This is a genomic window from uncultured Bradyrhizobium sp., assembly GCF_936928535.1.
In the GTDB taxonomy this organism is placed as follows: domain Bacteria; phylum Pseudomonadota; class Alphaproteobacteria; order Rhizobiales; family Xanthobacteraceae; genus Bradyrhizobium.
In genome coordinates this window covers 35,951-58,186 of the sequence record NZ_CAKZHY010000021.1, presented here as the reverse complement: position 1 = coordinate 58,186, position 22,236 = coordinate 35,951, and the positions used below count along the sequence as shown (strand labels likewise).

General features: G+C 65.3%; 19 protein-coding genes and 1 tRNA gene. 14 read left to right on the top strand and 6 right to left on the bottom strand.

What is annotated here, in order from left to right; genetic code table 11:
* Positions 1–21: 21 nt before the first annotated feature.
* Positions 22–97: transfer RNA gene (locus Q0687_RS02600), tRNA-Ala, on the bottom strand.
* Positions 98–188: 91 nt separating this feature from the next.
* Positions 189–596: a TIGR02300 family protein gene (locus tag Q0687_RS02595; RefSeq protein WP_298871852.1), complete on the bottom strand. Its 408-nt coding sequence runs from the start codon at positions 594–596 to the stop codon at positions 189–191.
* 173 nt (positions 597–769) lie between these two features.
* Between Q0687_RS02595 and aroA the strand changes: the two genes are divergently transcribed.
* The 12 genes from aroA to Q0687_RS02535 all read left to right on the top strand — a co-directional run bounded on the left by aroA (position 770) and on the right by Q0687_RS02535 (position 12,880).
* Positions 770–2,107, top strand: a complete 1,338-nt coding sequence (aroA, locus tag Q0687_RS02590; RefSeq protein ID WP_298871849.1) for a 3-phosphoshikimate 1-carboxyvinyltransferase — start codon at positions 770–772, stop codon at positions 2,105–2,107.
* Positions 2,104–2,742: a (d)CMP kinase gene (cmk, locus tag Q0687_RS02585; RefSeq protein WP_298871847.1), complete on the top strand. Its 639-nt coding sequence runs from the start codon at positions 2,104–2,106 to the stop codon at positions 2,740–2,742. The genes aroA and cmk overlap by 4 nt, the downstream gene beginning before the upstream one ends.
* A 266-nt stretch (positions 2,743–3,008) precedes the next feature.
* Positions 3,009–4,715, top strand: a complete 1,707-nt coding sequence (gene rpsA, locus Q0687_RS02580) for a 30S ribosomal protein S1 (protein WP_254127247.1) — start codon at positions 3,009–3,011, stop codon at positions 4,713–4,715.
* Positions 4,716–4,926: 211 nt separating this feature from the next.
* Positions 4,927–5,907 (top strand): signal peptide peptidase SppA, encoded by a 981-nt coding sequence (gene sppA / locus Q0687_RS02575; protein WP_298871841.1) that lies wholly within the window; start codon positions 4,927–4,929, stop codon positions 5,905–5,907.
* A gap of 182 nt (positions 5,908–6,089) precedes the next feature.
* Positions 6,090–6,395: an integration host factor subunit beta gene (locus tag Q0687_RS02570; protein ID WP_007598410.1), complete on the top strand. Its 306-nt coding sequence runs from the start codon at positions 6,090–6,092 to the stop codon at positions 6,393–6,395.
* 67 nt (positions 6,396–6,462) lie between these two features.
* Positions 6,463–6,855, top strand: coding sequence for a LapA family protein (locus tag Q0687_RS02565; RefSeq protein ID WP_298871839.1), 393 nt, complete (start codon positions 6,463–6,465; stop codon positions 6,853–6,855).
* A gap of 65 nt (positions 6,856–6,920) precedes the next feature.
* Positions 6,921–7,580: a phosphoribosylanthranilate isomerase gene (locus Q0687_RS02560; RefSeq protein WP_298871837.1), complete on the top strand. Its 660-nt coding sequence runs from the start codon at positions 6,921–6,923 to the stop codon at positions 7,578–7,580.
* On the top strand, positions 7,577–8,794 hold the full coding sequence (trpB, locus tag Q0687_RS02555) for a tryptophan synthase subunit beta (protein ID WP_298871832.1): 1,218 nt from the start codon (positions 7,577–7,579) through the stop codon (positions 8,792–8,794). The genes Q0687_RS02560 and trpB overlap by 4 nt, the downstream gene beginning before the upstream one ends.
* Positions 8,791–9,627: a tryptophan synthase subunit alpha gene (trpA, locus tag Q0687_RS02550; RefSeq protein WP_298871830.1), complete on the top strand. Its 837-nt coding sequence runs from the start codon at positions 8,791–8,793 to the stop codon at positions 9,625–9,627. The genes trpB and trpA overlap by 4 nt, the downstream gene beginning before the upstream one ends.
* Before the next feature lie 109 nt (positions 9,628–9,736).
* A complete protein-coding gene (gene accD, locus Q0687_RS02545; RefSeq protein WP_298871827.1) occupies positions 9,737–10,678 on the top strand; it encodes an acetyl-CoA carboxylase, carboxyltransferase subunit beta in 942 nt (313 codons plus the stop codon).
* Positions 10,675–12,018: a folylpolyglutamate synthase/dihydrofolate synthase family protein gene (locus Q0687_RS02540; protein ID WP_298871825.1), complete on the top strand. Its 1,344-nt coding sequence runs from the start codon at positions 10,675–10,677 to the stop codon at positions 12,016–12,018. Before accD ends, Q0687_RS02540 begins: the two co-directional genes overlap by 4 nt.
* Positions 12,019–12,139: 121 nt before the next feature.
* Positions 12,140–12,880 carry a metallophosphoesterase family protein gene (locus Q0687_RS02535; RefSeq protein WP_298871855.1) on the top strand — a complete coding sequence of 247 codons (741 nt, stop codon included), beginning with the start codon at positions 12,140–12,142 and terminating at the stop codon, positions 12,878–12,880.
* 94 nt (positions 12,881–12,974) lie between these two features.
* On the opposite strand, the gene Q0687_RS02530 is transcribed toward Q0687_RS02535, so the two are convergent.
* A complete protein-coding gene (locus Q0687_RS02530) occupies positions 12,975–13,982 on the bottom strand; it encodes an ATP-dependent DNA ligase (RefSeq protein ID WP_298871822.1) in 1,008 nt (335 codons plus the stop codon).
* A gap of 179 nt (positions 13,983–14,161) precedes the next feature.
* Between Q0687_RS02530 and Q0687_RS02525 the strand changes: the two genes are divergently transcribed.
* Both Q0687_RS02525 and Q0687_RS02520 read left to right on the top strand, forming a co-directional pair.
* A complete protein-coding gene (locus Q0687_RS02525; protein WP_298871819.1) occupies positions 14,162–14,587 on the top strand; it encodes an SRPBCC family protein in 426 nt (141 codons plus the stop codon).
* Entirely contained in the window at positions 14,584–15,060 is a 477-nt protein-coding gene (locus tag Q0687_RS02520; protein WP_298871817.1) for a MarR family transcriptional regulator, read from the top strand. Before Q0687_RS02525 ends, Q0687_RS02520 begins: the two co-directional genes overlap by 4 nt.
* Before the next feature lie 52 nt (positions 15,061–15,112).
* On the opposite strand, the gene trxA is transcribed toward Q0687_RS02520, so the two are convergent.
* The 3 genes from trxA to addB form a co-directional block, all read right to left on the bottom strand.
* Positions 15,113–15,433: a thioredoxin gene (gene trxA, locus Q0687_RS02515; RefSeq protein ID WP_007598398.1), complete on the bottom strand. Its 321-nt coding sequence runs from the start codon at positions 15,431–15,433 to the stop codon at positions 15,113–15,115.
* Positions 15,434–15,502: 69 nt separating this feature from the next.
* Positions 15,503–19,012, bottom strand: a complete 3,510-nt coding sequence (gene addA / locus Q0687_RS02510) for a double-strand break repair helicase AddA (protein ID WP_298871812.1) — start codon at positions 19,010–19,012, stop codon at positions 15,503–15,505.
* Entirely contained in the window at positions 19,006–22,149 is a 3,144-nt protein-coding gene (addB, locus tag Q0687_RS02505) for a double-strand break repair protein AddB (protein WP_298871810.1), read from the bottom strand. The genes addA and addB overlap by 7 nt, the downstream gene beginning before the upstream one ends.
* Between the last annotated feature and the right edge of the window lie 87 nt (positions 22,150–22,236).

Here is a 22,236-nt window from a genome sequence, read left to right as displayed (position 1 = left end):
GCTCGCGAAGCGAGCGAAGGCTGGTGGAGCCAGGCGGGATCGAACCGCCGACCTCTTGCATGCCATGCAAGCGCTCTCCCAGCTGAGCTATGGCCCCTTAACCCTTGGGATGATCCTGGGGGATCACTCCCGACCGGCGAGCCTTCCGACTCGCGCGGTGCACCCTTTTTCACAGATCAGGACTGATCTCAAGTCTCTTCATCGCCTCCGACATCACCAATGATGTCGGTCACGTCCTCATCGCCCTCTTCTTCGTCGGCAATGAAGGTCGAATCATCATCATCGTCGTCGTCGAGAGTCTCGTCGACCTCGATATCGTCCTCGGATTCGGGCACGACGGCCTTGACCTTGCCGGTGTTCTCCTCGGCATCGGCCTCCTCGAGCGAGACCTCCTCGACCTCCGCCGGCTCCGGCGTGGTGTCGGCGGCCGCGGCGTGGCGAGCTTCGGCACCACGAGGCATGCGGGCCGGCGCAACGGGAGCGATCGGTACAACCTCGCCGGTGTAGGGCGAGATCACCGGGTTCTTGTTGAGGTCATAGAATTTCTTGCCCGTGGTCGGGCAAATACGTTTGGTTCCGAGTTCGGACTTGGCCACGGCAGAGGAATCCTGGGAATGTCTGAAAAGCGGTGCTTCACTTGGCTAGTTGGCGGCCCGCTGTCAATAGCGCATTACGAGAGAAAGACATGCTCGTGACGGCGGGGAGACCATGTGGTAGGTGCCCGCCAGCCTCCAGGGCGCATCCAAAAGGCGCATCCAAGGACACAATCTTGACCCATTCCGACAAGCCGACACCGCTGAAGTCGAGCTCAAGCGGTCCCCTGACCGGGAAAGTACGGGTGCCCGGGGACAAGTCGATCTCCCACCGTGCCCTCATCCTGGGCGCGCTGGCGGTCGGCGAGACCCGCATCACGGGCCTCCTCGAGGGCGAGGATGTCCTCAATACCGCCAAGTCCATGCAGGCCCTCGGCGCCAAGGTCGAGCGCACCGGCGATTTCGCCTGGAAGGTGAATGGCGTGGGTGTCGGCGGCTTTGCCCAGCCCAAGGCGGCGCTGGATTTCGGCAATTCCGGCACCGGCTGCCGGTTGGTCATGGGCGCCGTCGCCGGCTGCCCGATCTCGGCTGACTTCGACGGGGATGCCTCGCTGCGCAGCCGCCCGATGCGCCGGATCCTCGATCCGCTCGAAAAGATGGGCGCCAAGGTCGTCTCCGGCGGCGAGGGCGGCCGCCTGCCGTTGACCATCCAGGGCGCGCGCGATCCGCTGCCGATCACCTACAAGACCCCGGTGGCCTCGGCCCAGATCAAATCGGCGGTGTTGCTGGCGGGTCTCGCCGCGCCGGGCACGACCACCGTGATCGAGAACGAAGCCAGCCGCGACCACACCGAACTGATGCTGAAGCATTTTGGCGCCGAGATCGCCTCGGTCGCCGAGGGGACTCACGGCCGCCGCATCACACTGGTGGGCCAGCCCGAGTTGCATGGCGCCACCGTCATCGTGCCCGCGGATCCTTCTTCGGCGGCATTTCCCATCGTCGCGGCGCTGATCGTCGAAGGCTCCGACATCGTTCTGTCTGACGTGATGACCAATCCGTTGCGCACCGGCCTGTTCACGACGTTGCGCGAAATGGGCGGGTCCATCGAGGAAAGCGAAGTCCGCGGCGATGCCGGCGAGCCGATGGCGCGCCTGCGCGTGCGCGCCTCGAAGCTGCGCGGCGTCGAGGTGCCGCCGGAGCGCGCGCCCTCGATGATCGATGAATATCTGGTGCTCGCCGTGGCGGCGTCGTTCGCCGAGGGCACGACCATCATGCGCGGCCTGCAGGAGCTGCGCGTCAAGGAATCCGACCGGCTCGAGGCGACCGCCGCGATGCTTCGCGTCAACGGCGTCAAGGTCACGGTCTCCGGCGATGATCTGATCGTCGAGGGGCGCGGCCATGTGCCCGGCGGCGGCACTGTCGCCACCCATATGGACCATCGCATCGCGATGTCCGCGCTGGTGATGGGCTGCGCCTCCGACCAGCCGGTGACGGTCGATGACACCGCCTTCATCGCCACCAGTTTCCCTGACTTCATCCCGATGATGCGTTCGCTTGGGGCCGAGTTTTCATGATTATCGCTATCGACGGACCCGCAGCTTCGGGCAAAGGCACGCTCGGCAAGCGCCTCGCCCATCACTATGGTTATCGTCATCTCGATACCGGCGTGATCTATCGCGCGGTCGCCTACGCCCTGATGCAGTCCGGACATGATCTCCGCGACGAGGCCGCCGCGGTCGCGGCGGCGCAGGAACTTGATCCCGAGAAGTTCGGCAACCCCGCGCTGAAGACCCAGGAGGCCGGCGAGGGCGCCTCGATCGTTTCGGCGATCCCTGGAGTCCGCGAGGTTCTGCTCAATTTCCAGCGACAATTCGCCGCCGACCCGCCCGGCGCGGTGCTGGATGGACGTGACATTGGAACCGTGATCTGCCCGCATGCCGACGTGAAGATCTTCGTCGTGGCGGACCCCAAGGTCCGTGCCCACCGCCGCACCGTGGAGGCGCGCGCGAGGGGCGAGGAGGCGGATGAGGCGGCGGTGCTGGCCGACATCATCCGGCGCGACGAACGGGACAAGAACCGGCCGATCGCGCCGTTAAAACCGGCCCGGGATGCTTACTTGCTAGATAACTCCCAACTGGATATAGAAGGCGGCGTCCGGGCCGCCATCGACATTATCGAGGCCGTCCGAGCGGGCCGGTCGCGGGGTTAAGCCGCAGCCGTCATTGGAGGAAGCGCCCGCTCCCGCTCTTTGAGGTCGATACTCTCGGTCCCTGTTGGGGACCGACGCGATCCAGGCTCCGGACATAACGATTTCCACGTATCGAACGCGCGGGCCCTGCCGGCCCGCTTCCGCTGTTTCGGCGCCGAGCCGAAGCAACGAGCGGTCGCTCGAAGGTCTTGCGGGCCTTCCGACACTGCGCGCGCGATACGCCCTTGAACCCAACGGCCGGCAAGACATCCGCAACTGGAGAACAAATGGCTTCGACTTCCGCTGATACCTATAGCCCGTCGCGTGACGATTTCGCCGCGATGCTCGACGAGTCCTTCGCAGGTGGCAACCTGCAGGAGAGCTCGGTCGTCAAGGGCAAGGTGGTTGCAATTGAAAAGGACATGGCCGTCATCGACGTCGGCCTGAAGACCGAAGGCCGCGTTGCGCTGCGCGAATTTTCCGGCCCCGGCCGTGAGAGCGAGATCAAGGTTGGCGACGAGGTCGAAGTGTTCCTCGATCGCATCGAAAACGCCCTCGGCGAAGCTGTGCTGTCGCGCGACAAGGCGCGCCGCGAAGAGAGCTGGGGCAAGCTGGAGAAGGCGTTCCAGAACAACGAGAAGGTCACGGGCGTCATCTTCAACCAGGTCAAGGGCGGCTTCACCGTCGACCTCGACGGTGCCGTTGCCTTCCTGCCGCGTTCGCAGGTCGACATCCGTCCGATCCGCGACGTTGCGCCGCTGATGAACAACGCGCAGCCGTTCCAGATCCTCAAGATGGACCGCCGCCGCGGCAACATCGTCGTGTCTCGCCGCACGGTTCTCGAAGAGACCCGCGCCGAGCAGCGCCAGGAGCTGGTGCAGAACCTCGAAGAGGGTCAGGTCATCGACGGCGTGGTCAAGAACATTACCGATTACGGTGCGTTCGTTGACCTCGGCGGCATCGACGGCCTGCTGCACGTCACCGACATCGCGTGGCGCCGCGTCAACCACCCGACCGAGGTGCTCTCGATCGGCCAGACCGTGAAGGTCAAGATCATCAAGATCAACCACGAGACGCACCGCATCTCGCTGGGCATGAAGCAGCTGCTGGACGATCCGTGGCAGGGCATCGAAGCCAAGTACCCGCTGGGTGCCCGCTTCACCGGCCGTGTCACCAACATCACCGACTACGGTGCGTTCGTCGAGCTCGAGCCGGGCATCGAAGGCCTGATCCACGTCTCCGAGATGTCGTGGACCAAGAAGAACATGCACCCCGGCAAGATCGTGTCGACCTCGCAGGAAGTCGATGTGCAGGTGCTGGAAGTCGATTCCGTCAAGCGCCGCATCTCGCTCGGCCTCAAGCAGACCATGCGCAACCCGTGGGAGGTCTTCGTCGAAGGTCACCCGACCGGTTCGGTGGTCGAGGGCGAAGTCAAGAACAAGACCGAGTTCGGTCTGTTCCTGGGCCTCGAGGGCGACGTCGACGGCATGGTCCATCTCTCCGACCTCGACTGGAAGCTTCCGGGCGAGCAGGTGATCGACAACTACAAGAAGGGCGACATGGTGAAGGCCGTGGTGCTCGATGTGGACGTCGAGAAGGAGCGTATCTCGCTCGGCATCAAGCAGCTCGAAGGCGACCCGTTCGCCGAGCCGGGCGATGTCAAGAAGGGCGCGGTCGTGACCTGCGAAGTGCTCGAAGTGAAGGAAAGCGGTATCGAGGTGAAGATCGCCGGGACCGACTTCTCGACCTTCATCAAGCGCTCGGAGCTCGCGCGTGACCGCAACGACCAGCGTGCCGAACGCTTCGCCGTCGGCGAGAAGGTCGATGCCCGCGTGATCCAGTTCGACAAGAAGGCCCGCAAGGTCCAGGTGTCGATCAAGGCGCTCGAAGTCGCCGAAGAGAAGGAAGCCATCGCGCAGTACGGCTCCTCGGATTCGGGTGCGACGCTCGGCGACATCCTGGGCACCGCGCTCAAGAATCGCGACAGCAAGTAAGCGAACCCTAAGTAAGCGAACCCCACGGGTTCGTCAGACATCAAAGCCCCGGCTCCGGCCGGGGCTTTTTTTGTTTCTCCGCCGCCGTCCCGGCCTACCCCCGTTCACAGCCTTGTTTTCTTCAAATTGCGCCGCAATTGATGTATCCCAACAAGCCGATAGTTACGTGTGACGGCAAAACGCCCGCGGCCTTTCATTTGGAGATATCTCGATGTCGCTCGATTCGGACATCATCGTCGATCGCCGCAGGATCCGCCGCAAGCTGACGTTCTGGCGCGTGATGGCCGCGCTGATCGCGATCGCCGCGATCGCGGGCTTTGCGCTGATCGCGACGCCAGGCGCGCGCGGCAGCTTCGTCTCTGCAGGCTCCATCGCGCGTGTCGAGATCGACGGCCTGATCCGCAGCGATTCCGAGCGCACGCGGGCGCTGGAGCGGCTGGAGAATTCGCAGGCCGCCGCCGTGATCGTTCACGTCAACTCGCCCGGCGGCACCACCGCCGGCTCCGAGCAGCTCTATGATTCCTTGACGCGGCTGAAGGCGAAGAAGCCGCTGGTCGTCGTGGTCGAAGGCCTTGCGGCATCCGGCGGCTACATCACCGCGATCGCCAGCGACCACATCATCGCCCAGCAGAGCTCGCTGGTCGGTTCGATCGGCGTGCTATTCCAGTTTCCGAACTTCAGCGAGCTCTTGAAGACCATCGGCGTCAAGGTCGAGGAGGTCAAATCCACGCCGCTCAAGGCCGCGCCCAACGGTTTTGAGCCGACCAGCCCGGAAGCGCGCGCCGCGCTGGATGCGCTGGTGAAGGATTCCTATGCCTGGTTCAAGGATCTGGTGAAGCAGCGGCGTGGCATGGATGACACGCAGCTGGAAAAAGTCGTCGATGGTCGCGTCTTCACCGGCCGGCAGGCGATCGACCTCAAGCTGATCGATCAGCTCGGCGACGAGAAGACCGCGGTCGCCTGGCTCGAGGAACAGAAGGGCGTCAAGAAGGGTCTTTCGGTACGCGATTACAAGCTCGAGCCTCGCTTCGGCGATCTGACATTCCTCAAGACGGCGGCCTCAGTGACGCTGGAAGCGCTTGGATTCAGCGCGATTGCGCATCAAATCGAGCAAACTGGCGTGGCGCAGGCGGTCGATCGTGCCGGGTTGGACGGCATGCTGGCCCTGTGGCAGCCGGCTGCGTCGAATTGACGGGAAACTGACGGAACCACGCGAGCCCCAGACCTTTTTCCCGTCTGGCGGGTAGCCTTGCAGCCCGCTTTTTCGGCAAATGTCACGCATTTTCACAACGCCTGGCGTTCATTTAGCGTCTTGACAGATCAAGGCATTTTCACGGAAATGGTCATCCGCACGCTTCCGGGTCCTATCTCTCGATGATCAAATCCGAACTTGTTCAGCGTATCGCCGAGCACAACCCGCATCTGTACCAGCGGGATGTCGAGAACATTGTGAATGCGATTCTCGAAGAGATCGTAGCGGCCCTCGCACGCGGTGACCGCGTCGAGCTGCGCGGCTTCGGTGCTTTCTCGGTCAAGCATCGCCCTGCGCGCGCAGGGCGCAATCCGCGCACCGGCGCCCATGTCCCCGTCGATCAGAAGAGCGTTCCGTTCTTCAAGACCGGCAAGGAAATGCGCGAGCGGCTCAACCGCGATCATCCGGATCCCGGCGCGCCCGATTAAGTCGTCCGGGCTTAACTGAATGGCCGCATGATGCGGCCGCGAGCGTGATTCAAGACGAGCGATCGCGATGCGAAAATTCCTGACCGCGCTGATCTTGATTCCCCTGGCCGTGATCCTGGTGACCTTTGCGGTCGCCAACCGCCATGACGTCACGGTCTCGTTCGATCCCTTCATGGCGAACGATCCGGCCTTGTCGCGCACGATGCCGTTGTTCCTGCTCCTGATCCTGGTGGCTGCCCTGGGCGTCGTGGTCGGCGGCTGCGCCGTCTGGTTCGGCCAGCGGCACTGGCGCCGCTCCGCACGCCGGCATGAGGCGGATGCCCGAGCCGCCCAGGTCGAATTGGCCGGCCTGCGGGCCCAGACGGCCGCAGCCAGGCCCGAGGCCCAGCGCCTCCCGGTGCCCTCAGGGGTGGGTCTTTATGGGCCCGTCGGGCGAGACAAGCAGCGCGCGACGTTGTAGAAGCGGCCCCGACCGAAAAGCCCGTTTCCCGGCCGCCACTTGCGGCCTCCTTTTGCTTTGAGACCATGTCCCTGCTCGTCAAAATCTGCGGCCTGTCCACGCCCGAGACGCTCCAAACGGCGCTCGATGCGGGCGCCGACATGGTCGGGTTCGTGTTCTTTCCGCCCTCGCCCCGGCACGTCTCGCTGGAGACCGGGCGCGAGCTCGGCCGGCAGGTGAAGCAGCGCGCGCTGAAGGTGGCGCTCACGGTCGATGCCGACGATGCGACGCTCGACAACATCATGGACGCGCTGTCGCCCGACATCTTCCAGCTCCACGGCCAGGAAAGCGTGGCGCGCTTGCGCGACATCAAGCAGAAATTCGGCCGTCCGGTGATGAAGGCGGTGCCGGTCGCGACCGCAGCCGATCTCGCGGTGCTGCCCGGTTATGCCGCGATCGCCGACCGCATCCTGTTCGATGCGCGTGCGCCCAAGGATGCGACCCGCCCCGGCGGCCTCGGTGCGCCGTTCGACTGGCACCTGCTGGAAAACCTGGTGCTCGATCTCCCGTATATGGTTTCGGGCGGCCTCGATGTGCAAAACCTCGCCGAGGCCCTCCGCGTCACCGGCGCTGGTGGCGTCGACGTGTCCTCCGGTGTCGAGAGCGCTCCCGGCGTGAAAGATCCGGACATGATCAAGGCCTTCATTCGCGCCGCGCGCGCCACTCAAGAGTTGAGCGTTCGATGAACATCGCCAAACCAAATTCCTACCGCAGCGGGCCCGACGAGCGTGGCCATTTCGGCATCTTCGGCGGACGCTTCGTCGCCGAAACCCTGATGCCGCTGATCCTCGACCTGGAGAAGGCCTACACCGCGGCCAAGGCCGATCCGGCGTTCCAGGCCGAGATGAACGGCTACCTGAAGAACTATGTCGGCCGACCCTCGCCGCTCTATTTCGCCGAGCGGCTGACCGAGCATCTCGGCGGCGCCAAGATTTATCTCAAGCGCGAAGAGCTCAACCACACCGGTTCGCACAAGGTGAACAACGTGCTCGGCCAGATCATGCTGGCGCGGCGCATGGGCAAGAAGCGGATCATCGCCGAAACAGGCGCCGGCCAGCACGGTGTCGCCACCGCGACGCTGTGCGCGCGCTTCGGCCTGGAATGCGTGGTCTATATGGGCGCCGTCGACGTCGAGCGGCAGCAGCCCAACGTGATCCGCATGGAGATGCTGGGCGCCAAGGTGATGCCGGTGCAGTCGGGCACGCGCACGCTCAAGGATGCCATGAACGAGGCGCTGCGCGACTGGGTCACCAACGTGCACAATACCTTCTATTGCATCGGCACGGTGGCAGGCCCGCATCCCTATCCGACGCTGGTGCGCGACTTCCAGTCGATCATTGGCAATGAGACCAAGGCGCAGATGCAGGAGGTCGAGGGACGCCTGCCGGACTCGCTGGTTGCCTGCATCGGCGGCGGCTCGAATGCGATGGGCCTGTTCCATCCTTTCCTCGACGATCCCTCCGTCGAGATCTTCGGCGTCGAAGCGGCGGGCCACGGCCTCACGCAGCTGCATGCGGCGTCGATCGCGGGCGGCCGTCCCGGCGTGCTCCATGGTAACCGTACCTACCTCTTGATGGATGCCGACGGCCAGATCCAGGACGCGCATTCGATCTCGGCCGGCCTCGACTATCCCGGCATCGGCCCCGAGCATTCCTGGCTGCACGAGGTCGGCCGCGTCGTCTATCTCTCCGCGACCGATGACGAGGCGCTCGCCGCGTTCCAGCTGCTCTCGAAGCTCGAAGGCATCATCCCCGCGCTCGAGCCCGCGCACGCCATCGCCAAGGTGATGGAGCTCGCGCCGAAGCGGCCGAAAGACCACCTGATGGTCGTCAATCTCTCCGGCCGCGGCGACAAGGACGTCCCGCAGGTCGGCGACATCCTGAAGGGCAAGACCAAGTGACCACGCGTATCGACACCCGTTTCGCCGAGCTGAAGAAGCAGGGCCGCGCGGCCTTTGTCACCTATGTGATGGCCGGCGATCCCGATCTCACGACATCGCTCGAGATCGTCAAGGCGCTGCCCAAGGCAGGCTCCGACGTCATCGAGCTCGGCATTCCCTTCACCGATCCGATGGCGGACGGTCCCTCGATCCAGGCGGCAGGTCTGCGCGCGCTCAAGGGTGGCATGACCCTGAAGAAGACGCTGCAGCTGGTGCGCGACTTCCGCAAGGACGACAACGTCACACCGCTCGTGCTGATGGGCTATTACAATCCGATCTACATCTACGGCGTCGACAAGTTCCTGGCTGATGCCAGGACATCAGGTGTCGACGGCCTCATCATCGTCGATTTGCCGCCGGAGGAGGACGACGAGCTCTGCATTCCCGCGCTGAAGGCGGGCCTGAACTTCATTCGCCTGGCAACGCCGACCACCGACGACAAACGCCTGCCCGCGGTGCTGACGAACACGTCGGGCTTTGTCTATTACGTCTCGATCGCCGGCATCACCGGTGCGGCGGCCGCGGACGCGAATGCCGTCGGTGAAGCCGTCGCGCGCATCAAGCGGCATACCAAGCTGCCGATCTGCGTTGGTTTCGGCATCCGCACCCCGGAGGCGGCGCGCGCCATTGCCGAGAAGGCCAATGGTTCGGTGGTCGGCACCGCGCTGGTCGATGCGCTCAAGAACAGCCTCGATGCCGAGGGGCGAGCGACTGCCAAAACCGTTAACGCAGTGGCCGAGCTGACCGCAGCCCTGGCCCAAGGCGTCAGGGGCGCCAAACAGGCGTCCGAATAGACCACAATTCCGCTTTAAGAGCGGGTGACACGGCGGGTTGCCGGGCAACGGCCCGGCCGCCATATATCCTTCAGGCGATCCCTTGGGGGCTCGTACATCGGAGCAAACCATGAACTGGCTTACCAATGTGGTCCGGCCGAAGATCCGCAACATGCTGCGGCGGGAGACGCCGGAGAATCTGTGGATCAAGTGCCCGGATTCCGGACAGCTCGTGTTCTACAAGGACGTCGAGGCCAACCAGTTCGTCATCCCCGGCTCGAACTACCACATGCGCATGGGCGCGGTGGCGCGGCTGAAGTCGATCTTCGACAACGAGACCTGGTTCGACGTCGCGCTGCCTGACGTGACGCCCGACCCGTTGAAATTCCGCGACGAGAAGAAATACGTCGATCGCATCAAGGACGCGCGCGCGCGAACCAACCTCAACGACGCGATCAAGGTCGGCTACGGCAAGCTCGAAGGCGCCGGCGTCGTCGTTGCCGTGCAGGATTTCGATTTCATGGGCGGCTCGCTCGGCATGGCCGCGGGTGAGGCCATCGTCCGCGGGCTCGAGCTCGCCGTCGAGAAGAAGGCGCCCTTCATCGTGTTCGCGGCGTCTGGCGGCGCGCGCATGCAGGAAGGCATCCTGTCGCTGATGCAGATGCCGCGCACCACGGTCGCGGTGCAGATGCTGCGTGAAGCAAAACAGCCCTACATCGTCGTGCTGACCAACCCGACCACCGGCGGCGTCACGGCATCCTATGCGATGCTCGGCGACGTCCAGATCGCCGAGCCCGGTGCACTGATCGGTTTTGCCGGTGCGCGCGTGATCGAGCAGACCATCCGCGAGAAGCTGCCCGAGGGTTTCCAGCGCGCCGAATACCTGAAAGAGCACGGCATGGTCGACATGGTCGTGCATCGCCATGAGCTGCGTCCGACCCTGGCCCGGCTGTGCCGCCTCCTGACCAAGGCGCCGGCGCTCGATGGTGCCTCGAAATCGGTCCAGCCGGTGACGACCCCGGCGCAGATCGTATCGGCTCCCGAGACCGCGCCGGCTGCGCCCCACGCGTGAACGCGTCCCCTGACAGCGCAAAGGCGTCGCTCGATGCATTGATCGCGCGGCTGTCGGCCCTGCATCAGAAGCGCATCGACCTCGGGCTCGAGCGGATGCATCGCCTGCTCGATCGGCTCGATCATCCCGAACGCAAGCTGCCGCCGGTGATCCACGTCGCCGGCACCAACGGCAAGGGCTCGACGGTCGCGTATTTGCGCGCGACGCTGGAGGCCGCGGGCCTGCGCGTGCACGCCTACACTTCGCCCTATCTCGTGCGCATCAACGAATGTTTCCGGCTCGGCCGGGTTGGTGGTGGTGTGCTCGTCAGTGACGACGAATTGCGTGCGGCGCTGGAACAGGTCGAACGCGTCAATGCGGGCGAGCCCGCGACCGTCTTCGAGCTGAAGACGGCGGCAGCGTTCCTGTTGTTCGCGCAAAATCCTGCTGACGCAGTGCTGCTGGAAGTCGGTCTTGGCGGCCGGCTCGATTCGACCAATGTGGTCGATACGCCCGCGGCCTGCGTGATCACGCCCGTCAGCATGGACCATATGGATTTCCTCGGGGATACCCTGGTATCGATCGCCGGCGAGAAAGCCGCGATCATCAAGCGCGGCGTGCCCGTGGTGTGCGCCGAACAGTCACCCGAGGCGATGGCTGTGATCGAGGCGCAAGCCAAGCAGATGCGAGCGCCGCTGTTTGCCGCGAACGAAAGCTGGCACGTCAATGTCGAGCATGGCCGTCTGGTCTATTCCGACGAGCGCGGCCTGATGGATCTCGCTGCGCCGCGCCTGTTCGGCCGGCACCAGTTCGACAATGCCGGGCTCGCGATTGCGGCGCTGCGTGCGATCCAGACCTTCAAAATCAACCAGGCGGCATTCGAGGCCGGCATCGTCAGTGCCGAATGGCCGGCGCGGATGCAGCGCCTGACCTCGGGCGAGCTGCTCGCTCTCGGGCCGCAGGGCAGCGAGATCTGGCTCGACGGCGGACACAATGCCGAAGGCGGCCGCGTCGCCGCCGCCGCGCTCGGCGATTTCGAAGAACGCGTGTCGCGGCCGCTGGTCATCATCGTGGGCATGATGGCCAACAAGGATGCGAAGGCGTTTCTCGCCAACTTCGCCGGCCTCACGCGCCACATCATCGCGGTGCCGATTCCTGATACCGAGAATGCGATGCCGGTCGATCGCCTCGCAGACGCCGTCCGCAGCCTCGGCATGCGTGTCGAGATCGCGCCCGGCGTCCAGGCTGCGCTGCGTTCCCTGGCAAAGCTCGCCTACGAGGTGCCGCCGCGCATCCTGATCACGGGCTCGCTCTATCTCGCCGGCCACGTGCTCGGCCTCAACGGCACGCCTCCTGCATGAGTTCTCGTGTCCCGGACAAGCGGAGCGCAGAGCCGGGACCCAGAATTGCCGCCACATGGGCCCCGGCTCAGCAGCGCACCACTGACGTGCTGCGCTGCGTACGGGGCAAGAGAGAATGCCGATGCGCTTTGCCGCGATTGCCGACGTCCACGGAAACTACCTCGCGCTGGAGGCGGTGCTGGCCGACATCAGCGCGCTTGGCATCACCGACATCGTCAATCTCGGCGACATGCTGAGCGGCCCGCTCGATGCCGTCAGGACCATCGAGATCCTGATGGCCCTCGATGCCGTGCACGTGCTCGGCAACCACGATCGCTATCTGCTCGATCGTCCTCGGGAAAAGATGGGCTCGTGGGACCGTCCGGCCTTTGACGCGCTCAATGCGGCTCAGCTCGACTGGCTGCGCGCGCAGCCGATGACGCGCGTGTTCCGGGATCAGGTCTTTCTTTGTCACGCCACGCCCGAGGATGACGAAATCTATTGGCTCGACACGGTGCATCCCGATGGCACCGTCGCGCTATCGCCGCTCGCCCGCATCGAACAGTTCGCGACAGGAATCACGCAGTCGCTGATCCTCTGCGCCCACACCCATCTCGCCCGCGCCGTGCGTCTTCGCGACAACAGATTGATCGTCAATCCCGGCAGCGTCGGCAGCCCCGGCTATCGCGACGTGCATCCATTCCCGCATGTCGTCGAAGCCGGCACGCCGCACGCACGTTATGCGATCCTCGAGCTTGCCGATGGTGCCTGGCAGGTGACGTTCCGCCACGTCGCTTACGATCATGAAGCGATGGCGGCGCTCGCCCGCCGCAACAACCAGCCGGAGCTGGCGAACGCGCTGGCGACCGGGTGGATCAAGTAGTGGATGATGAAATTGAGCTCGTGCGGCTCGGGTTCACCTCTCCCCGGAGGGGAGAGGTGAACCCGGTCCTCCCGCATCGATTCCAACCACTACATCACTTCAACATCTTCATCGGGTCCGCCACCTTCTGCTTCAGCTGTTCGAAGCTGCATTGCCGCGGTGCCTTGTCGCGGCGCCAGCGCAGGATCGAGGTGCCGTGGCGGAAGCGCTCGCCGCTGAAATGGTCGTAACAGACTTCGATCACCAGCTTCGGCTTCAGTGGGCACCATTTTGCCGAGCGCTCGGTCGACCATCGGCTTGGGCCACCAGGTGCGTTGCCGGTGAAGCCGGGCTCGCCGATCAGCGCCTCCAGCCGGTCAGTCAGATCGGGCTTTTGCTCTGACTTGATCGCAGAAGTGAAGCCGACATGGTGCAGCAGGCCCTCGTCGTCATAAAGCCCGAGCAGCAACGACCCGACCACCTTGCGGCCGGCCAGTCTGTTGGTGGCGTAACGGAAGCCGCCGACCACGCAATCGGCGCTGCGAAATTTCTTGATCTTCTGCATGCCGTCGCGATTTCCCGCTTGATAAGGCAGGTCGATGCGCTTGGCGATGACGCCGTCCGAGCCGCCGCCAGACTGCGCCAGCCATTTTGTCGCGGTGGCGTAGCTCGTCGTTGCCGGCGAGAGACGGAAATTGCTGCCCTTCAGATTGGCTTTGGCAAACGCCTCCAGCGCCGGCCGCCGTTCGCTCAGCGGTTCTTGTACGAGCTGCTTCTCCCTCGCCGTCGCCAACAGATCGAACACGAGATAGAGCGCCGGCGTTTCCTCCGACAGTTTCTTCACCCGGCTGGCGGCGGGATGGATCCGTTGCAGCAACGCGTCGAAGGAAAAGCCCTTGTCCAAGGGGACGACGATCTCGCCGTCGAGCGTGAACCTTTCAGCCTTCAGCTTCAGCGCGGCGGCAACGATCTCGGGGAAGTATCGCGCGAGGTCCTCGCCCGATTTCGAGCGCAGATCGATGCTGCCGCCATCGCGCGACAGCAGACAGCGGAAGCCGTCCCATTTCGGCTCGTACTGCCATTCCTTGCCCTCAGGGATGGTATCGACGGAACGCGCCTCCATGGCGGCGAGCCGGGCGGGTTTTTGGCGGGTTGCTCGGCGGGAAGAGGGCACGGCGAACGCTCTTTGACTCAACGACATCAGCTTCAACGCCGGGCGCGCAAATTCGCTCCTCCCGGACGACTTGACAATATGATATGTTCGCTTATTATAAGCGCGCATATCAAAATGGAGGTCATGCCATGAGCGACGAAAACACCTGGCGGAGCGAATATGCGATCGAGACGTCGGCGAGCCCGGAGACGATCTGGAGCATCTTTCGCGATATCCGGGCCTGGAAGAACTGGAACGCGGGCATCGAGCAGATCGACATCGACGGGCCGTTTGCATCAGGCACCTGGTTCACCATGAAGCCGCCTGGCGAAGACGCATTGCGCTCCCAGCTGATCGATGTTCGCGAGAACGTCTGCTTCGTCGATGAAACGCGGGTGGGCGATCTCGCCATCCTCGTCGCGCATCGCATCGAGCCGCTTGGCCCGGCGCGCACGCGCATCGTTTATGCCGTCGATGCCCACGGGCCTGGGGCCGCCGAGATCGGCCCGGCCGTTTCCGCCGATTTCCCCGAGGTGCTTGCGAGCCTGTCCAAATTGGCCGAGGGGACGCGATGACCAAGTCACCGCTGCCGACCCGTCTGTCCGGCCCCGCCGAAAGCCCGGGCTTCCTGCTCTGGAAGATCTCGAACGCCTGGCAGCGGCGGCAGCGGGCGGCGCTTACGCCCTACGAGCTAACGCATTCCCAGTTCGTGTTGCTGGCGACGGCGACCTGGTTCGGCACGTCCGAGACGCTGACCCAGGCCCGGCTCTCCCAACTCTGCGGCGTCGACCCCATGACGACGTCGCAGGTGCTGCGGGCGCTGGAAGCGGCGCAGCTGATCCAGCGGGTCGATCATCCCGAGGATCCCCGCGCCAAGGCCATCTCGGTCACCAAGGCCGGACGCGATCTTGCCCGCAAGGCCGTTGTGGCGGTTGAGGAGGCTGACACCGCGTTCTTTGCGCCGCTAGGTGCGGACACCAAGCGGTTGGTCGCGATGTTTCAGGCGCTCGTCGAAGGCAATGAGCGCGCGGAAGCGGCCGACAAATAAAACGGCCGGCGAAGCGCCGGCCGTTGTCGAAAATCAGACGTCGCGAGGTGGATCAGACCGCGGATGTGATCCACTGCTGAAGCTTCGCCTTCGGCGCGGCGCCAACCTGGCGGGACGCCATCTCGCCGCCCTTGAAGATCATCAGGGTCGGGATCGACATCACGCCGTATTTCGACGCGGTCTTCGGGCTCTCATCGACGTTGAGCTTCACGATCTTGACCTTGTCGCCCATCGCGCCGGCAATCTCGTCGAGCGCGGGTGCGATCATGCGGCAGGGGCCGCACCACTCGGCCCAGAAATCGACGACGACGGGGCCGTTCGCCTTGAGCACTTCGGCTTCGAAATCGGTGTCAGAAACCTTGCCAACGGCCATTGGAGTACCTCACTCGGTTGAAAGAGAATCGGCGCGACCTGGAATCGCGCCGCGGATCATGGCTTCAACCTATGAACGGCCCCTTGCCGGGTCAAGGACGCTCACACCGAGATGAAGGGATGCCAGCGCCGCGTCCAGCGCGGGGGCCGAAATCTCCATATATTCAAGGGCCTCGGTCCAGAGCAGCACGGCACGGATGGGCTTTTGGGGATAAAGCCTGGAAAGCACCGCCCGGTAGAGCGCGAGCTGCCTGACATAGGCGGTGGGCGCATCAATGGCACTCCTGGGCGCCGTCTGGTTGGTCTTGAAATCGACGATCAGAACTTCTGACGGCGTCACCACCAGCCGGTCGATCTGACCCGACACCAGCGCCGGCGGACGGCCCGGCCGCTCCAGTCGGCCGACGATGGCGGCCTCGGCCCGGCTGCCCGCCGCAAAGAGCGGAGCGAATCGCGGTTCGGCGATCAGGGCCAGCACCTTGTCGACCAAGACGATGCGGTCGGCCTCGGCCCAGTCAGCGGCATTCCGGGCCATGAAGCCGAGCGCGGCCTCGCGTCGGCGCTCTGTGGCGATGTCAGGCAGCGATTGCAGCAGCCGGTGCACCAGTGTGCCGCGCTGCAGCGCCAGTGCGCGGGACTGGACCGATTCGCCTGACCGGACCGCGCGGCCCTCCTCGGCCGGCTGGCCGGACGGGCGAACCGGATCGTCGTCGATCATCTCGCGCGGCGCCGGGGTGCGCAACCAGTCCGGCAGGCTGATGGTCTGGTCCAGAGATGCCGCCGGTGTGCCTAGCGCCGCAACGTCCTCCGGCCGGGCGAATCGGGTCACCTTGCCAAGCGGCGTCTCGATCGTCTCTTTCGTAAGGCCCGAGCCTGACAGTCCGGTATCGATCAGATCGTACCAGCTCAGCTTGCGTACCGTCCGCATATTGCCGGGCATGCAGCCGCCGACGACCAGCCGGTCGGCCGCGCGCGTCATCGCGACGTAAAGCAGGCGGCGATATTCGTCCTCGGTCTCCTCCAGCATCGCCTTGCGCGCGTCGGCGACCGGCTTGGGATCGTCGGCCTTGCGCCCGGCCCACACCACCACCTCGCCGCCATTGCCGCGCGGCACGTTGATCAGGCGGACACGCTGCGAGTCCGCCGGCGACGACGTGGTGTCGACCATGAACACGACGGAGGCCTCGAGGCCCTTGGCACCGTGCACCGTCATCACCCGGACTTCGTCGCGGGTGATCTCCATGTCGCGCTTCACCTCGGTGTCGGCCGAGCGCAGCCAGGCCATGAAGCCTTGCAGGGAGGCCGGCGCCTTGCGCTCGTAATTCAGCGCCAGCTCCAAAAATTCGTCCAGCGCGTCATTCGCTTCATGGCCGAGCCGGCGCAGGATGCGCGCACGGCCGCCGTCGCCGCCGAGCAGCCAGGCGTAGAACGCAAACGGCGTCTCCTCGCGGGCGCGACTCTCGCAGGCCTCCAGGCGCCGCAGCACGGTCGCGAACTTCTCGTTGTCCGCGGCATGCTCGCCGAGCGCGCGGCGCAGCGATCCCTTGCGATCATGGGCCAATTGAAACAGGTCGTCGTCGTCGAGCCCGAACAGTGGACTCTTCAGCGCCACCGCCAGCGCAAGGTCGTCCTGCGGCAGCAGCAGCGCATCCGCAAGGTTCATCAGATCGATGATCGCGATGTGTTCGGTCAGTTTCAGCCGGTCGGCGCCGGCGACGGGGACGCCAGCGTGCTTCAGCGCCTGGATCACCGCGTCGAACGCATTGCCGCGCCGACGCACCAGGATCAGCATGTCGCCATAGCGCAAAGGGCGCCGCTCGCCCTCATGGCCCGTCAGCGTGCCGCTCTCGACCAGCCGCTTGATCTCGGTCTGGATGCGGCGGGCAAGTTTCACCTCGGGGCTGGTGACGGCGACGCCGTCGAACGGCGCGCGCCAGCCCTCGATCTCCTGCCGGTCGTCGGCCTCGGCAAGATCCCACAGCTCGATCACGCTCGGGCCGGCGTCGGCAAGCGCGTTGTGCAGGGGATGGCCGATCTCGACGGAATGGATGCTCTTGTAGATCTGGGGATCACGGAAAACGTGGTCGACCGAGTTCAGGATCGTAGCGCCCGAGCGGAATGAATAGGTGAAGGCCACAGGATCGAATTTCAGTCCCGCCGCGGTGAACTTGCGATGCAGCTCGCGCCGGCGCGCGTCGAACTCGTGCGGGGCCGCGCCCTGGAACGAGAAGATCGACTGCTTCTCGTCGCCGACCGCGAAGACCGTCCGGTTCAGCCCCTCGCGCGCGCCTTCGCCCGCGGTGAATTCCGAGATGATGTGCGCGACGATGTCCCATTGCCGCGGACTGGTGTCCTGCGCCTCGTCGATCAGCACGTGATCGACGCCGCGGTCGAGCTTGTAGTGCACCCAGCCCGAGGAGATGCGGTCGAGCATCGCCAGGGTCTTGTCGATCAGATCGTCGTAGTCGAGCAGGCCACGCTCCAGCTTCTCGCGGCGGTAGTTCGCTGCGGCAGCGGTGGCGATATGCAGCAGGGCCGCAGTGCGGTCGCGCATGGTGACGGCGCGGCGCTTCTCGATCAGGCCGCTGAGGCGCAACGCCTCGTTCTCGAACAGGCGCGCGACGGACGGATTGTGCTCGCCGAACTTCTTGGTCAGCACCGCCTTGCGCGGCAGCTTTTCGTCGGTGAGGAACACACAGAGATAAGCGTCGACCTGCGCGGCGCCGGAAAATGCCTTGGCTTCGCGCAGGCGACCCGTCTGGCTCTTGTCGGAAGAGGTGCCGTCCTCAAGCGCAAAGGCGATGTCGTCCCAGCGCGACCGCGGCAGATAAGGGCCATCGAGGATCTCGGTCTCGATGTCCTCGATGCGATCGCTGGCCTCGACGCCGAGCACGGCCGCCATCTGATCAGCCGCCGCGCCGGCGTTGCCGGCCGCATCGGTCCAGGCCATGAAATGATCGCGGCTCAGGCACGCCTCGCGGATCACTTCCTTGAAGGTGACATCGGCGGCGCTGGCCATCGCCGTCAGCAGCGCGCGGCCGGTCGCGCTCTCCGGATCGCGCGCGGCCTCCAAAAACACCTTCAGATTGGCGCGCTCCATCATGTCGGTCTGGTCGCGGTCGTCCATCACAGCGAAGCGCGCCGGCACGTTGGCCTCGAACGGGAATTGCTGGAGCAGGCGGGTGCAGAGGGCGTGGATGGTCTGCACCTTCAATCCGCCCGGCGTCTCCAGCGCGCAAGCAAACAGCTTTCGCGCCTCGCGTCGCAGTTTCCGGTCGGGATGCGGGATGCCGACCGCTTTGATCGCGACGTCGAGCCCGGCATCGTCAAGCGTCACCCAATGGCCAAGCGTCGTGAACACGCGCTCGGCCATGTTGGCGGCGGCGGCCTTGGTGAAGGTGATGCAGAGGATCTTTTCCGGCGGCACGCCTGACAGCAGCAGGCGGATCACGCGCTGCACCAGCACATGCGTCTTGCCCGAGCCGGCATTGGCCGACACGAAGGCCGACGCGGTCGGATCGGACGCACGCGCCTGTCGTGCGCGCACTTCGTCGGGGATGGGGCGCGGAAGCTTCACCATTCCTCGATCCCCAAACCGCCGGCCGCGGACCATTCCTTGATCCGGGCGAGATCGTCATAGGCGCCGTAGCGGTTGGTCCACATTGGCAGGTTCAGCGAGGTGTAGGGCTGGTTCGGATCGTCGAAGGCACGGATCAGCGCTTCCAGTTTGGCGCGCGCCTCGGCGGCGGCCGTGTCGGGCGGCTGCGGCTCGTCGCCCGGCTTGTATTTGAGCTCGAGGATACGCTCCTCGCCCGGCGGATTGTTACCGCTGAGGCGGACATAGACGAGCTGGCTCACCGACGCGCTGGCGTCGATATCAGGGAAACCGCCCTCGCGCAGGATCGCAGCTTCGAGCGTGAGCTGCGGCGACAGGCCCATGCGGACCTGCTTTCCCGTCGGCGGCTGGCCGGTCTTGTAGTCGAGGATGGCATAGCCGCCACCCTGGCGCCGCTCGATGCGGTCGGCGCGTGCGGAGAGGCGGAAGCTGCGCTCATTGTCGAGCCGGATCGAGATCTCGCCGCGCGTCTCCGCCGTGATCGCCTCGATCGCATCGCGGCGCGCCGTCTCCCATTCGCCGAACCAGCGCGCAATGCGCTGGAAGCGCGGCCACCACAGCGCGCGCGCCTCGGGTCGCTCCATCAGCGGCGCAAAATGTTTCTCGCCGATCGCACGCAACACGCGGGCGGGATCGTCGGGCAGATGCACTGCGAAGGTCTCGGTGAACTCGCCGATGGCATCGTGAATCGCCGAGCCACGGTCGGCGGCTGACAGCGGCATGTCAACGGGATCGAGCGCATCGAGCCGCAGGATATATTTGGCGTAGATCGTGTAGGGATCGCGCAGCCAGTCCTCGATCGCGGTCACCGACATTTTCAGCGGCCGCGTCGCGCGCGGCGGCCGCGGCTCGGGCTGCTTGACCGGCGTGACCTCGGCAGAGTGGTCCAGCGCGCCGGCGAACTGCACGTATTTTTCGCCGGCGCGGACAGCCGCCTTCCAGAGCGCGTCGCCCGCGACGGCCTCCAGCCGATGCAGAAAGCGCGAAGCCACCGCAGGTGCGCCGCCGGCTTTGGCGGAATGCGTGAGAATCACCTCGTCGCCGCCAAGCAGTTGCGCAAAATCGTGCGCGGAGAGGCCGATGCGTCGCTCCGGCAGGTCGAGGCCGAGCTCGTGCCGCATCGGCCGGCTCAGCCAGGGATCGATCCGTGGCGCCGGCGGCCAGACGCCTTCGATGAGGCCGCCGATGATGACACGGTCAGCCTGCATCAAGCGCGATTCCAGCGGGCCGTAGATCTGCAGGCGCGCGCCGGGCTTGTCGCGTCGGCGCACCGCACGGTCGCTGAACGCGGTCTGGAAGACGTCGGCGTAATCGGGCAGCGTCACCATCAATCCGCTGGTGGTGCCGCCGCGTAGGAGATCGTCGAAGGCGCCGCCGAGCGCGAGGCCCTCGCGCTCCTCGAAGGCGAGCGGGATGCCCTGCTCATCGCGCGACAGCTCGATCATGATCTCGCGATGCCGGTGCGCGAGCTCGGCGAAGTCGAACGGTTTTGATGATGCCAGGCTCTCGATCGACGCCAGCGCCTTCTGCAACGTGTCGATCAACGCCTGGATGCGATCGAGGTCTTCCGCCCTAAGACGGGCGCGCGGCTCGGCGGCGTGCAACGCGGAAACCTCCTTGCGCCAGAGCTTTGCCAGCTCCTCGCGAAAGCGGGTGAACTCGCGCAAGAGACCGCCTGTGCCCGCCGGCGGGCGCGTGCCGCGCAAGATGGCGAGCTCGAGGTCCTCGATCGCCGCCTTCCAGGCGCCGTTCGCGCGGCCGAGCCGGCACAGCGGATGCTTCAGCATCGCCAGCAGCGTCGGCGGCTCCAATCCCTTGGTCGCGGCTTCTGCCGCAAGGCGCGCAAACACGCCGGCGGAGGTTTCCATCAGCACGTCGCCGCCGGAATCATCGTAGGCGAGATTCCAGCGCGTCAACGCCGCCATCACCCGCCGCGCCAGCGCGCGATCGGGCGTCACCAGTGCTGCCGATTTATCGAGATGCCGCGCCTCGCGCATCGCAATCGCAATGGCGAGTGCTTCCATTTCCGGATTGGGCGCCTCGACCACGGCGAGATTGTTCATGCCGCCTGTTATCTTCGCGGCGACATCAGGCTGCTTCAGTCGGTCATGCCAGACTTCCGTCTTGGCGGACGGTCGCATCGATTCGGATGCGAGCAGGTCGCGGCCGCCGTCCGCCGGCGGCTGGAGGATCTCGACGTCGCTGCGCTTGATGCCGAACCGATCCAGCAGCGCGTGCATCGCATATTGCGGATGGTTCGAGGTTGGATTCTCGGTGATGCCCAGCAGGTCCCTGCTGCCGCCGATGCTGCGCCAGGCATCGTCGTCGAGATCGGTGTCGAGGCCCGGCAGCACCACGGCGCCGTGTGGGAGCGAGGCGACTGCATGCAGGAACTTTGCGGTGGCCGGCATCGAGCCGGTCGAGCCGGCCGCAATCACCGGGCCATGCGGATGCGCCGTCAGCCGCTTTGCTTCCGCGGCGATCAAGAGATCGCGCCGCGCCGCGGGCTCGATCCTGACGATCTCGGCGAGATGGGCGGGCCAGGTCTCGCTGGCAATGTTCAAGAACTGGAGTGAATGCTGCCAGTATTGATCGAGCTGATCCGGCACCAGGCCTCGGAGCTTGCTCCAGTCCACGCCGCGCGTGACCATGTCGTCGATCAGGCGTGCCAGATCGCCGGCGAGCGCCAGTGTTGAGGCGGGGCCGCCGACTACCAGTGGTGACAGGACGGGACGCTTCGACCAGGCGGCCACGAGCTGGGCCAGCGTCAGCCGCCGTTCCAGCTCGCCGAGCCGCGGCGGAATGTCGAGTGGCGTCGCGCCGGAAAATTGCTCGCCCGCGTCGGCGAAAGCGAGCTCGTCCTCGTCGATATCGCCGAGCGCGACGATGCGCGGCAGCACGACCGCATCCGACTTCATCTCTTCCAGAAAGATCTCGCGGACGACGCGCATGGCGCGGCGCGTCGGCAAGTACAGCGTGGCGTCCGCCAGCCGCGCCGGTTCCTTGCGCGCCTCGAATCCCTCGACCAGCCGGCCGTCGAGTAGGCTTGCGACGATCGTGCGCAGGAACGGAACTGAGAGGGGAACGCTGAATACGCGCATGAGCTGCCTGATTCGGGGATCAGGGCAATATAGGCATGCGCGGTCGAATGGTCATGGGGCGGGTTGGAATCGTCCCCGCTGTTCGCT